Below are 13,144 nucleotides of genomic sequence, written 5' to 3' on the forward strand. Positions count from 1 at the left end.
TGATTTGATTTTTAAACTAAAAAAATGATTAAATTAAATTTAAATAACAAAATATAAAGAATTGTTTGACAATAATACCTAATATATGATATAAATATAAAGATATCGAGTAAAAGAATGTAATTTTTTATAAAATAATAAGATATTAAAATGTATTTCAAATAAAAATGATACTTATGAAAAGGGGGACTCATCAATGAAATTAAGAGGTAAGTTTATTGCAATGTTCATAGCATTTGCGTTGATTCCTGTATTAACTGCAGGAGCAACAATAATGCTAATAATGCAAAACTCAAGTATGAAAGAAGCAAGGTCTAGTTTACAGCAGCAGGAACAATCTGCAATGACTTCAATTAGTGAATCTATATCATTAATAATTAAAAGTGGACAAGATATGTCTAATAACCCATCAATAAATAGTTATTTAAATATCTTGCAAACTGGAAAAACAGACTTGCAAATGAAAAATCAAATTGTAAATGGATTTAAATCAACCATGAAAACATATGGAATTTATGATAATATTCTACTCTTAGATAAGAATGGAACAATTATGATTAGTGCACTTGGAACCACAGATGGAAAGAGCTTAAGTAGTAGGGAATATTATGTGCGAATGAAAGAAGCAAAAAAAACGCAAATTTCTAAAGTTTTAAAAAGTTCTTCTAGTGGGAATAATATAGTTGTAGTATCTGTACCTATTTTAGATGCTAATAATGAAGTAAGGGGATCTATATTAACTTCAGTAGCATTAAGTGGCGTATCAAAAATAATAAATGGTATTAAGATAGGAGACACAGGAACCATATACATAATCGAAAGTGACGGAACGGCCGTAGCACATATAAATGAAAAGGAAATTCTGCAGAAGAATATACTTAAACTAGATATAGGTAAAGAAATCCTTAAAAATAAGCAAGGTATAGGACAATACACCTATAAGGGAGTTAATAAACTGCTAGCCTATGATACTAACAAGGAACTTGGTTGGACTTTTGTGGCAAATATACCAGTGAAGGAGCTTACTAAAACCGCTAGTCTTGTTATTATAGTGCTGGCGTGTATAATTTTGTTAACCATTATTATGGCTGCAACTATAGCTATAATAATAGCAAAAGGCATTTCAAAACCTATTGAAAAAGTTTCAGGAGCTATGAGTAAAATAGCTGAAGGGGACTTTACAATTACAGTAAATGAAAAAGGAAAAGATGAGATAGCCCAAATGTCAGGTAAACTAAATAAAACTTTAGTAAGCTTGAAAGAATCTATAAAGGGTGTAAAAGATACATCCAATGAAGTGGGAACATCGGCAGTGACACTTTCATCCACATCTAGGCAAATGACTAATGTAGCAAATGAAGTTGCATCTGCAATTCAAGAGGTGGCAAAAGGTGCTTCAGAGCAAGCTAGTGAAATTTCAGATGTAGTTAGTTTGCTTAATGATTTTACAAGACAACTAACATTAGTAGAGGATAAACTTATTAATGTAAACAATAAAGCTAATGACACACAAGTGAGGGCAATTAATGGTAAAGGTCAAATAGACAGTCTTGTAAATTCTATAAAGCAGATAAAAGCTTCTTTTGAAGTAGTGGTGAATAAGGTTACAGGACTTTCAGGTACAGTTTCAAAAATCGGTAATATAACTGATGTAATAAATGAAGTTTCAGAACAAACTAATCTTTTGGCTTTGAATGCAGCTATTGAGGCTGCTAGGGCAGGAGAACAAGGAAGAGGATTTGCAGTGGTTGCAGATGAAATCAGAAAGCTTGCAGAAGAATCTAAAAACTCTTCAGAAGAAATTTTAAATCTTGTTAAGTCAATATCAAAAGAAACAGATGACGTTATTGATACTACTGCTAGTGTTAATGAACTTATAACAAAGCAAGAAGGACTTGCTAGCGAAACTATAATATCTTTTGAGAATATTATAAATTCAGTAGTTGAAATAGCACCACTTATGGAAGAAACCAATGTATCCTTAAAAAGGGTAGATGATTCTAAAACAGTTGTAATAAATAAAATTGAAAATATATCAGCAGTAGCACAAGAAGTTTCAGCCTCCTCAGAACAAATTGCAGCCTCCTCAGAAGAAATGTTATCTTCCTGTGAAGAGGTAGCAGAGTTTGCAGCAAAGGTTGATGAGGCATCACAAAACTTGAAAAATAAAGTAGGCATCTTTAAGATAGAATAGAGAAATAATAATTAATATTATTTAATTATAGTAAAATATAATTAAATGTTTCAAAACAAAGAACCAAGCTCTAAATTAGAGCTTGGTTCTTTGGATTTTTATAAAGCCGGGCTGATCTCCACATATTTAAATTCAAATTCAGTAAAATGATTATACATTACTCTCAGCAGCATTCATAGTTATGCTTGCTTTTGAAATAAGTTCATCATATTCTTTGTTAATAAAACCTGTATTAAAAGTTTTAGTAGAACTGGTCCACATTTCTAAATAAGATAGAGGGGAATTGTAATCACCAACCCAGGCAGCTTGACTTATTTGATATTTTCCCTCATTTATATTTTTCATAAATAGAGGCCATTCTTCATATTGAATTTTAAACTCCACACCTAATATATCCTTATAACTTTTTTTCATGAACTCTCCAGATTCAATATCCATATAAGTTAGTTCCTAAAAATAAGGACATGGTTTTTCTAGTGTTATGTTAAGTCTCAAATTAATAGTTAATATTGCACCTTTACAGGTGATGATTTAATAGTTTATGAATTTACTCTTGATCGCTGGGTTGGTTATAATAAGCTTATGCAGGAAAAATCCCATAAGTGAATTAAGCACTGAAGTAGGAAGTACTATGGATACAAAGAGTATTAAAAAAGGTGCTGGTAAACCAAACAGAATAAGAGCTGAACCTAGAAAAACGCTTCCACTTATTACAGTTCCTAGAAAATAAATACATGTTAATTTAAGTGGAGAATTAGCATTGGAGTTTTTATATATAGCATATACAATTATTGAAGTTATCATTTTGTCTATAATATTAGGCAATTGACCACCAGGAAATGTGGTTGATAAGGCACATAAAACACCTGCCACTATTCCTGTAATAAAGGCAATTTTAAAATCTTTGGTTAAGATTACGGACAAAATCATAAATACCAATAAGAAATCTGGTTTTATTCCAAAGAATATACCTGGTGTAATTTGATGCAATATAAGACCTATTGCAAGGAAGAGTGAAGTTATTATAATTTTATTTGTTTTCATAAAAATTAGCTCCTTTTCAAAATAATTTAGATTTGTTGGTTTTGTTATCTTTTTAAAAGCAATTATCTTTCAGTGCATCAAATTAGACACCACCTTTCAATTTATTATTTAAACTAAAAAAAACCCCCGCCCTATATTAGGGCGAAGGATATTCGCTGTACCACCTAAATTATGCTACAAAAAACTGTGCATATTTAATCTTCAAGCACTAAAATGCTCTAGCCCTTTTAACAGTGGGCATCCGGTAACTACTACTCTCAAAATTTGATTTCGGGTTACTTCTAGCAGGTCCATTCACTAAAGTTATCAATACTGAGATCACACTATCCTCAGCTCTCTGGAATTGCATGGCTTTAACTACTCTTCCTGTTCTACGAATTTATAATATAATAGTGATTGTAGCATTAAAATAATTAAATGTAAATAGTAATTAAAAAAACTATTTATTTTAAAGTAATAATTTTGTACTAATATTATCTGTATTTATTAATAATGCTTATTAAAAGATTCATTCTTTCATGAATATCCAGCTCTATTTTATCGCGTTTATAATGAAAATCATTTGGATCTAACAAGTAACTATGAGTTATTCCAAAAAGTTTTTTATTTTCCAAGATTCCTTTATTTAGGATTTTTGAAAGCTTTTCAATATTAAAGTATTCCAACCTTAACTCTTCATTTTCATTTTCGGCGTAAACAGGTAAAGAAGTTAATATATTTTTGGTTACTTTGTACTGAGGTCTGTAAATATTGTGAGATTCATATTTTATGGGAGTTAACTCTGCTAATATTTTTTCTGTATTATCGTCTATTGAAAAATATCCTCCCCGGAAAGCTTCAATTGGTTCAATTCCTAATTTCGAAATATATTCGTAGCAGTGCTTTATAATAATTTTTTGTTCATCATAAGAGTAATTAGCTATTAAATCTTCATTTTTTTCTATGAATGGGCATAGCTTTTCTATAGATTCTGGTAAATTATTTGGATGAATATGAAGGCCAAATATAACTTTGTAATTTTTCTTTATATTCTCTATCAGATTTAGCTCATTCATCATTTCTGCAAAAAATGGAGTTATAAATAAAAGGGTATATATATATTGTTTAATGAACTAATAGGGTATTTAAAAGAGCATTCTATAATTTTAGATTTAACAGCAGATCCATATTTAACTAGTGCAAGTTCTCTTCAGATAAAGGCAGTAGAAGGTATGCCACATGGTACAGTGGATAAAAATGTTATTTACCCTGGTGATGATGAGTATAACACTGTGCCAAAGTGTTTACAATCACACAATCAAAGAACAGTAGTAAGCTGTAATGCCTGGCCGGGAGTTAAACCAGAGGCTTGCATGGATTTATACGGAAAATAACTTGTATATATTGTACAAAATCTTATAGGATATTCTACTGAGAATTTTGATTTATATAATAGTGATTATTTTAATAGAGCAATATATAGAGCAACTATTGAATGTTTTGAAAAACCATTGGATAACTATGGCAATGAAATGGAAAATGTAGTAATATAAGATGTAATAGTGATTATATGTTTTCAGTGTATAATAAAAACTGTGTGCATATAATTCTAACTTTTAAAAGAGGTGTTTCTATGTTGAAATTCACTATTATAATCATTTTAGGAATAATTTTAGCAGTAATTAGTGCTATATTTGTTATTAAAAACTTCTTAGTAGATTATAAGGGAAGTGAAAGTGGATTTAAAAATGTATGTAATATACTTTTAATGGTTGTCTCCTTAGTTTGCTCTTTAATAAGTGTATGGGAAAGCTTTGGTGTAAAAGAAATATTGCTTACATTAAAAAATCAATCTGGTATGTCAGAAGAAATGATACAAATGTTAAAAAAAACAGCAATAGAACAAACAAGTGGAGTTATCAAAGCACTTATACTGGGATATGTTTGTTTTATATTGGCCTATTTAGTATTTAAGACTATTCAGAAGGAAACGCAACTAGAATTTGATAAACCTAAGAGGAAATGGGACTGGAATAAAATTGACAAAAGTTAGAATCTGAAAATAACACGTAACAAATATTTAACTATATATGAATTTTAATGCTAAATTTTACTCGCCTCCTCTATATGCTATAGAGGAGGCGAGTTTTTGTTTTATTTAAAACTAATTCTATCCCTCAACGAAAAATTCATCTTCGTCACTATATAGAATTTCTTTTTTGCCAAGCAAGCTTATAATAGTACCAGTAATTTTTCCGAATATGAAAGCTACACATACAGTAACAATTATTCCAAGTAATTGAGTTCCAGCTTTTCCAGTTATAAATATTGCTACTATGCCTCCAAGGATTCCAGGCATTCCATGTAAATTATTAATTCCACAGGTATCAGTTCCCTTTATAAGTCTTTGTACCTTAGGAGCAATAATGCTGTAGCCAATTACACTAAGCGCTCCTGCAGCAATTCCTATAAGCATAGCATATCCTGGTGTTGTCTTATCACAAGTAGAGCCAATTGCAACTCCACCAGCAAGAGCAGCATTTGCTATGTCTTCTATCTCAAGTTTACCTCTGATTATTTTTGAGAATATGTATGTTGCCAGTGTTGCACCGCATAAGGCAAAAATTGTGTTTATTGCAGTTAATACAACTCTTTCTGGAGCTACTATAGCACTTGTAAATGAGGGCCAGAAAAGCCATAATACCATACTTCCAAGTAGACAAAGTTGGTTAGAGCTTGGATTATTTTCACAAGCAGCATCATCTTTAAATTTAGAAAAGGTATTTGATACAACTCCCAGTCCAAAATACGCACCAAAAGCATGTATAACAATTGAACCACCAGTATCAAGGAAACCCTTAAACATACCACTTTCAAGTATAAGCCATTCATTAAATATGTAAGCTGGTACGAACAATAATCCCATTATAATATATTGATCCATTTTTAAACGTCCAAGAGGAGCCCCAATTGCTATAAGCAAACTTGCAGCAGCAAATTCTGCAAATAGAAGTGTATCGATGCTTATGGTTGACATAGTGAAACCTTCTCCACCGAAACTTTTTATAATCATATACATTGGGATAGCTATACTTACTGCAAGAAATGTTGCAGTAATTGAAGTATAACCATGATTTCTTATGAAAACCATAAGAAAACCAAAACCAACAAGTAGCATTGCTAAAATATGAATAGAACGCTCATATTTTAACGTGTCAAAAATTGTACTGTTTTCTAGGGTAGTTTGGTGCATGGTACTACTCTCAGCATTAATTGCTGAGATACTGGTTGATACGTTATGATTTATGCTAGGTATCAAAATAAGAGCAGCTACTATAAAAAACAACAATAAAAATATTAGTAAACTCTTGTTTACAGTAGTTTTAGGCGCATTCTTAACCTTTTTTCTTGTGGATAATTCAATCATTAATTTTCCTCCATTAAATGTATTTTTTATTAAGCTACAAGTATATTTTGCAAAATGATTTATAGGATTCTAACTTGTAAAAATCAAGACAAAAATGTTGCAATTAGGACATTTTTGTCTTACTGAGGTATAATAACATTTTTCCACTTATAAGAAAAGTATGATTTGAGGCCTTAAGCCAATGATAACGTTTAAATATAGCCAATTCAGGAGATAAGCCTTTGTTTTCATATAATTGTTAAAAATATATTTTTTGCTATATTTTATAAAATTCATATAAAGTAAACTTACATTTATAGTAACAAAACAATGTAAAAATAGTTGCTTTTTCTGAAAACAAGTATTATAATTCTTATTAACATTTAAAATGTTATTTCATATTCTATATTAAGTAAATTAAAGAATAAAAGCTGTGATGAGAACCAGTAGTAAAACAGTTTCTTTTACAGAGAGCTCCCAAAGCTGAGAAGGAGCAAAGAATAGTATTATGAATACATCTCTGAGCTGCACACCAAATCCACTTAAGATTCACCTTTATGTGGTAGTAGGCTGTTGCCGGAACCCTTGCATCCGTTAAAGTGCTATAGTATAAGTGCTTATTTGCGCCGTACTTTAAGAGGTTAATGTGGCAACATATTAATAAATTGGGGTGGTAACACGGGATTTTACTCTCGTCCTCTAGATTTTCTAGAGGACGGGAGTTTTTTGTTTTTTTGAAATTTTTTAAAATAGGAGGAATTAAAATGATTAATATTGATGAACAAATTAAAATTATATCCAAAGGTACAACTGAAATAATTGATAAGGAGGAGCTAAGGCAAAAACTTATTAAAGCTGGGGAAAGTAACAGTCAGCTTATAGTTAAGCTTGGACTAGACCCTACCGCACCAGATATTCATTTAGGACATACAGTGGTTTTAAGAAAAGCGAGACAAATACAGGATTTAGGACATAGGGTAATTATAATTATTGGAGATTTTACTGGGATGATAGGAGATCCTTCAGGAAGATCAAAAACAAGAAAAGAGTTAACTCGGGAAGAAGTATTGATAAATGCTGAAACTTATAAAAAACAAATATTTAAAATACTTGATCCAGATAAAACGGAGGTTAAATTTAATAGTGAGTGGCTATCAAAATTGAATTTTAAAGATGTTATAGAATTAGCATCAAAATACACAGTAACTAGGATGCTAGAAAGGGAAGATTTTAAAAATAGATTTAAAGCACAGCAGTCAATTGCAATTCATGAGTTTATGTACCCCTTAATGCAAGGATATGATTCCATAGCAATAAAAGCAGATATTGAACTTGGTGGAACAGATCAACGGTTTAATATTTTAATGGGAAGAACCCTTCAAAAGGAATATGGTGAAGACAAGCAAGTTTCAATATTCATGCCTCTTTTAGAAGGAACAGATGGAACCTTAAAGATGAGTAAAAGTCTTGGAAATTACATTGGAATAAATGAAAACTGTAATAATATGTATAGTAAAGTTATGTCCATTCCAGATGAACTAATTATAAAATACTACGATTTGGTAACAGATACTCATCCAGATGAAGTACAAGAGATTGTGAGACAATTAGAAAGTGAAAAAATTAATCCAAGGGATATAAAGATGAAACTTTCTAAGGAGATTGTTGAATTATATCATGGAAAAGTAGCGTCTGATGAAGCCCAGGAGTATTTTAAAAAAGTATTTCAAAAGAAGGAGATTCCACAGAGCATTAAAGAAATAGAGGTTATAAAGAATTCTACTATGAATAAACAAAGTGCTATTTTAAAAATAATAACTGATATGGACTTTGCTAAAAGCAATAGGGAAGCAAGCCGTCTAATTCAGCAAGGAGCAGTGAAAATAAATGGAGAAAAAATATCCATAGATAATGTATTTGATTTAAGTGATGGAGATGTAATTCAATGTGGTAAAAGAAATTTTGTAAAAATTATTATAGTGAAATAAGGGCCACCACCTATGGTGGTTTTTATCTTTTTCAAGAAGTTACAAGGAGATTTTTTATTTTTGAGCAATTAAATTTAAATTCATTTATCTGAAAATAACTAAAGTTTTATCAATAAAGAACGAAATATAAGGTAAATTATATAAATTGAGGGGGAAATGTAAAAATGTTTAAAAATATTGTAAAAGAAAAAAGAAATCGCTCGAAATTGAGTTTTCAGATAACAATATTGCTTATATTGGTATCTTTTTTGCCAATTATGCTTATTTCTATAAGCACATATTATAGTTTATCTAACAATTTAAGCAGAGAGTTTGAAGGTGCCACCGTTAAAAGTGTAGAGAGAGTTAATGATGCAATCAATGCATTATACAATGAGAATTATGCATCTGTAGAAATGATTTCCAATGAAGTTAATACAAAAATGCTTAAAAGCAAAGGGGCTTATCCTGTAAATTTAATGAAGAATTTTGAGGTTTTTAAAAATTCTCATCCACAGGTGCTAAGTATATATGTAGGAACAACAGATAAAAAGACCTATCTTATTCCTAGAGTTGTGCTTAAAGATAATTATGATCCAACTAATAGAGAGTGGTACAAGGCTGCAGAGAGTAATGATGGTAAAATAATTGTTACTAATCCATATGTAGATTCTTTTACTGATAAGTATATAATGACTTTTACGAAGACTGTTAAGGATGATAAGAGTAGCTTAGTAGGAGTAGTAGCATTAGATGTAGCATTAGCTTCAATTTCTCAAACAGTTGCAAAAATCAAATTAGGGGATGATGGCTATGCTACTGTCATAGATAGTAAAGGAACAATTGTTGTACATAAAAACAATGAACTTATTGGGAAGAATTCCAAACAACAACAATGGGTAAAAACTATTATGGATTCAAAACAAAACTACTTTAACATAAAGGTTGATGGTATAGATTATATGGCATATAAAATTACTGATACTAATACAGGATTAATATCAGTAGGATTTATTCCCGTGGCAGAAAGAAGTAAAAAAATATTAGATGGTTTAACTGTGCCTGTAATTGTTTTATTAGTTTCCCTTGTGTTTGTGATTATTGTAGGAAAAAGGTTTGCAGGAAAAATCACAAAACCTATGAGTATTTTAATTGAAATATTAGGCAAGGTTAAAGAGGGTGATTTTACCAATAAAGTTCCTGAAATTATGAATACAAGTTTAGAGGTCGACGAAATTATACGCTCTGTAAATAATATGATGGAAGATATGATATTTGTTTTAGGAAATGTAGTAGATAGCACAAATAAAGTAAAGGATTCAGCAGAATCTCTTGCAGCAACCACTGAGCAATCCAATGCTGTTGGAGATGAAGTAGCAAGGGCTGTGCAGCAAATTGCAGAAGGGACTAATGAACAGGCTCAAATATTAGAAGAAAGCATTACCTATGCAAATACTTTAGGTGAAGAAGTGGATAAATCAACTATAAATGCTGAAAATATGATTAGTGCTTCTTTAGAAGTTAAACAATCAACAAAAGAGGGCCTTATAATTGTAAATAACCTAAAGATAGCATTTACAGAAAACATAAAGGCAAATAAATCAGTAGCGAGTAAAGTGGAAATATTAGTAGAAAACTCTAATAAAATTAGTGATATAACAGATAAGATAAAAGTTATAACAGAGCAAACAAATCTATTAGCATTAAACGCAAGCATTGAAGCTGCAAGAGCAGGAGAAGCAGGAAGAGGTTTTGCTGTGGTTGCAGATGAAGTAAGAAAACTTGCAGAACAATCTGCTGTTTCAGCTTTAGAAATTGATAAAGTTATTGTTGATATTAGTACAAGTGTACATGAATTACTCCAGGGAATTATGTATTCTACAGAATTAAATGATAAAACTAATAAAAGCGTAGAAGTAACAAATGAAACATTTATCAAAATTAAAAAATCCATAGAATTACTAGAGTGCAATATGGTGGATGTAAATAGTTCATTGCAAAACATTAACCAATATAAGGATATTTTAAGAGATAAACTTGGAAATGTAGCTTCAGTAGTAGAGGAAGCAGCTGCCACTACGCAAGAAGTAAGTGCATCTTCACATGAGCAATTAGCAGGAATTCAAGAAGTAGTTAAAGCAGCAGAAAACCTGAATTGTTTAGCAGATGATTTAAGAGAGAGTACTAACAAATTTAAAATTTAGAAATAGTATTGTTACAGTTTCAGATTTAAAACAAGTAAATTTAAATTCAATTATGGGAAAAATATTGAATTACTTAAACAAGTAGAATAAATTAATATAAATAAAAGGCTCAAAGAATATAAAAATTCTTTGAGCCTTTTATTTATATAATAAAGTTTAATTAAATTCTAAAGTACTAGTATCAAGCCAAGTCCATTCAGGCTTTAAAGTTTTAACATCATCTACAAGTTTGAATAATGCCAAATCAGCTAGTTTTGCCTCTAGCATTATATCTAAGTCAATTCCTAGTGGAATACACTTTTCAATAAACTCGATGAAAGCTTCTGGATCAATGTTATCAGCATGCTTTTTATCTTTTTCTCCAGTTTTTGGGCTCGAAAAATGTACTTTTACTGGTAGAAGTTCGTTTTCCCAAGTGGAGAATATATCTTTTAACATAGGTTCTAGGTCATCGCCACCGTTGTTGCAGTTATGATGATGTACATCTAGCACCATAGGTACATTTATTTCCTTGCATATGTTTAATACTTCTTTTGTAGTAAAGCTTTTGTCATCATTTTCAAACACTACTGATTTTGTTATTTCTTTTGGCAGATTATTATAATTCTTAAAGAATCTTTCCGTAGCAGCAAGTTTGCCACCTTCTTTACCTCCAATGTGTAATATCATTTTTCCTAAAGGATAATTAATATCTTGGAAAAGATTTGCATGGAACATAAGATTCTTTTCAGTAGATTTTATTACTTCTTCCTTAGAACTATTTATAACATTAGATTCATCAGGATGAGTATCAACTCTTAAATTATTATTGTTTATATAATTTCCAAGCCAATCAAAATCCATTTTTAAAATTCTTCTGAACTCCCAATCTGTAACTTCAGGATGAGTTGCTAGAGGTATTAAAGCGGAAGTTATCCTATAAAAGTGAACATCGTTTTTTACAGTGTATTCTAGAATTTTATACAAATCATTGACGTTTGATACCGCTACCTTTTGTAGTTTTTCAAGTTTATCTCTGTCCGTCGATTGTTTCGTATATGTAGAAAAAGTTACTGTGCTAGCAGAAGTTATTTTTGCTGCTTTTAAAGCAGTAGCCACGTAGCCTAATCTTATTTGCATAATATCACTCCTCATATAATATAGTTATACCAATAAATTAAATCATCATTTGCGCAAGCTTTTTTATTTTCAAAGCTGCAACATTAACGACTTCAGAATGAATGATATATTCCACCTAAAGTTTTATCCTTTTTAGAGTAATAGGCTCACTCATGGAAGATAGGGGGAACTCCTTCTGAAATGACGTTAAAACATTTCTACTAACTGATATTCTTTAATATATTCTAATTATTGCTCAATCATATTGAAATTTTAATATCCTTTAATAAGTATATTTTTATAATACTCCCCATAATGAAGTTAACTTATAAACATTGTAGGAAATATTTTAAGTCATGGCATAAAAATTACTAATAAAAGAGTTACTTATAAATCGCTATATAATAAAAGCTATAACAATATTTAAAATGTTTGTTAAAAACATCTTACTAAATAAATATAATACTTGAATAGATGTTAGAATAAACCCTTGTTTAATCATATCACATAACTATAGTGTGTGTAAAATAATATACAAATAATCAAATAAATATTTCTATAATTTCAATAGAATCATTGCAAAATATGAAATATAGAATGTAAAAAGGCTTTATTGCTATAAAATATCTAAATTATAGCTTTTTATGTGAAAATCATATAATATTAATGTAGTAGTTAAAATTATTAGTGGAGGTATAACATGGCAGATATAAAATACGAAATAAAAGAAACATTAGGAGAATTATCAGAATCTGGTAAAACATGGAGAAAAGAATTAAATCTTATAAGCTGGAATGATAAAGAGGCAAAATACGATATTAGAGATTGGTCTCCAGAACATGAAAAAATGGGAAAAGGGGTTACCTTATCTAAAGAAGAGCTTATAAAACTTAAAGCATTGCTTAATAAGATAAATTTGTAACAAGTATTAAGTTACATGGAAACAAGGTATGGTAATTTTGCCATCCCTTGTTTTTTTATATGGAAAATTGCAACGTCCTATCTGAAAGTAAACATAAAAGCTATATCGTTTAAAAAATAACATACTTTCATCCTTGTTTTGTATTAATAATGATAAAAGGCAGATAAAAAAAATGATGCAAACAAGCTTGTATTTGCCTATATGTAAAGGTTTGCAACCATCTAATGATTGCTAATGAATAATGAAATATGATAAAAATAATAAAATAAATGTTTACAATTATAAAAACATTGTGATATAATTAACACATAAACAAGGAGCAAACATTCA

Annotated in this window: 11 protein-coding genes and 2 other annotated features; of the genes, 6 read left to right on the top strand and 5 right to left on the bottom strand. The window is 29.9% G+C overall.

Going from position 1 to position 13,144, the window contains the following annotated elements; genetic code table 11:
* Positions 1-196: 196 nt before the first annotated feature.
* Positions 197-2,194, top strand: a complete 1,998-nt coding sequence (locus G9F70_RS12070; RefSeq protein ID WP_164946369.1) for a methyl-accepting chemotaxis protein — start codon at positions 197-199, stop codon at positions 2,192-2,194.
* A gap of 150 nt (positions 2,195-2,344) precedes the next feature.
* On the opposite strand, the gene G9F70_RS12075 is transcribed toward G9F70_RS12070, so the two are convergent.
* The 3 genes from G9F70_RS12075 to G9F70_RS12085 all read right to left on the bottom strand — a co-directional run bounded on the left by G9F70_RS12075 (position 2,345) and on the right by G9F70_RS12085 (position 4,296).
* Positions 2,345-2,632: an ABC transporter substrate-binding protein gene (locus tag G9F70_RS12075; protein WP_164946370.1), complete on the bottom strand. Its 288-nt coding sequence runs from the start codon at positions 2,630-2,632 to the stop codon at positions 2,345-2,347.
* Positions 2,633-2,725: 93 nt separating this feature from the next.
* Entirely contained in the window at positions 2,726-3,238 is a 513-nt protein-coding gene (locus G9F70_RS12080) for a tryptophan transporter (RefSeq protein WP_164946371.1), read from the bottom strand.
* 134 nt (positions 3,239-3,372) lie between these two features.
* Positions 3,373-3,621 (bottom strand) — a binding site (T-box leader).
* Between the two features lie 90 nt (positions 3,622-3,711).
* Complete coding sequence (locus G9F70_RS12085) at positions 3,712-4,296, bottom strand: hypothetical protein (protein ID WP_224617541.1); 585 nt, start codon at positions 4,294-4,296, stop codon at positions 3,712-3,714.
* A 42-nt stretch (positions 4,297-4,338) separates the two neighbouring features.
* Here G9F70_RS12085 and G9F70_RS12090 point away from each other — a divergent pair, with 42 nt between their 5' ends.
* Positions 4,339-4,611, top strand: coding sequence for a hypothetical protein (locus G9F70_RS12090; RefSeq protein WP_164946373.1), 273 nt, complete (start codon positions 4,339-4,341; stop codon positions 4,609-4,611).
* A gap of 239 nt (positions 4,612-4,850) precedes the next feature.
* Positions 4,851-5,270: a hypothetical protein gene (locus G9F70_RS12095; RefSeq protein ID WP_164946374.1), complete on the top strand. Its 420-nt coding sequence runs from the start codon at positions 4,851-4,853 to the stop codon at positions 5,268-5,270.
* 117 nt (positions 5,271-5,387) lie between these two features.
* Here G9F70_RS12095 and G9F70_RS12100 read toward each other — a convergent pair whose 3' ends face one another.
* On the bottom strand, positions 5,388-6,644 hold the full coding sequence (locus tag G9F70_RS12100) for an ammonium transporter (RefSeq protein ID WP_164946375.1): 1,257 nt from the start codon (positions 6,642-6,644) through the stop codon (positions 5,388-5,390).
* Positions 6,645-7,047: 403 nt separating this feature from the next.
* Positions 7,048-7,326: a binding site (T-box leader), on the top strand.
* 61 nt (positions 7,327-7,387) lie between these two features.
* On the opposite strand from G9F70_RS12100, the gene tyrS reads away from it, so the two are divergent.
* Entirely contained in the window at positions 7,388-8,611 is a 1,224-nt protein-coding gene (gene tyrS / locus G9F70_RS12105; RefSeq protein WP_164946376.1) for a tyrosine--tRNA ligase, read from the top strand.
* A 164-nt stretch (positions 8,612-8,775) separates the two neighbouring features.
* A complete protein-coding gene (locus tag G9F70_RS12110; protein ID WP_164946377.1) occupies positions 8,776-10,794 on the top strand; it encodes a methyl-accepting chemotaxis protein in 2,019 nt (672 codons plus the stop codon).
* A 156-nt stretch (positions 10,795-10,950) separates the two neighbouring features.
* On the opposite strand, the gene uvsE is transcribed toward G9F70_RS12110, so the two are convergent.
* Positions 10,951-11,913, bottom strand: coding sequence for a UV DNA damage repair endonuclease UvsE (uvsE, locus tag G9F70_RS12115; RefSeq protein WP_164946378.1), 963 nt, complete (start codon positions 11,911-11,913; stop codon positions 10,951-10,953).
* A gap of 679 nt (positions 11,914-12,592) precedes the next feature.
* Between uvsE and G9F70_RS12120 the strand changes: the two genes are divergently transcribed.
* Positions 12,593-12,814 (top strand): YdbC family protein, encoded by a 222-nt coding sequence (locus tag G9F70_RS12120; RefSeq protein ID WP_164946379.1) that lies wholly within the window; start codon positions 12,593-12,595, stop codon positions 12,812-12,814.
* Positions 12,815-13,144 lie beyond the last annotated feature (330 nt).

This window comes from Clostridium sp. FP1 (genome assembly GCF_011065975.2).
Lineage (GTDB): Bacteria > Bacillota > Clostridia > Clostridiales > Clostridiaceae > Clostridium_AD > Clostridium_AD tagluense.

Excerpts from the sequence above, each read along its gene's own strand:
- G9F70_RS12070 (WP_164946369.1), top strand. The coding sequence starts at position 197 with ATGAAATTAAGAGGTAAGTTTATTGCAATGTTCATAGCATTTGCGTTG.
- G9F70_RS12075 (WP_164946370.1), bottom strand. The coding sequence starts at position 2,632 with ATGGATATTGAATCTGGAGAGTTCATGAAAAAAAGTTATAAGGATATA.
- G9F70_RS12120 (WP_164946379.1), top strand. The coding sequence starts at position 12,593 with ATGGCAGATATAAAATACGAAATAAAAGAAACATTAGGAGAATTATCA.
- G9F70_RS12095 (WP_164946374.1), top strand. The coding sequence starts at position 4,851 with ATGTTGAAATTCACTATTATAATCATTTTAGGAATAATTTTAGCAGTA.
- G9F70_RS12110 (WP_164946377.1), top strand. The coding sequence starts at position 8,776 with ATGTTTAAAAATATTGTAAAAGAAAAAAGAAATCGCTCGAAATTGAGT.
- G9F70_RS12100 (WP_164946375.1), bottom strand. The coding sequence starts at position 6,644 with ATGATTGAATTATCCACAAGAAAAAAGGTTAAGAATGCGCCTAAAACT.
- tyrS (WP_164946376.1), top strand. The coding sequence starts at position 7,388 with ATGATTAATATTGATGAACAAATTAAAATTATATCCAAAGGTACAACT.
- G9F70_RS12085 (WP_224617541.1), bottom strand. The coding sequence starts at position 4,296 with ATGATGAATGAGCTAAATCTGATAGAGAATATAAAGAAAAATTACAAA.
- G9F70_RS12080 (WP_164946371.1), bottom strand. The coding sequence starts at position 3,238 with ATGAAAACAAATAAAATTATAATAACTTCACTCTTCCTTGCAATAGGT.
- uvsE (WP_164946378.1), bottom strand. The coding sequence starts at position 11,913 with ATGCAAATAAGATTAGGCTACGTGGCTACTGCTTTAAAAGCAGCAAAA.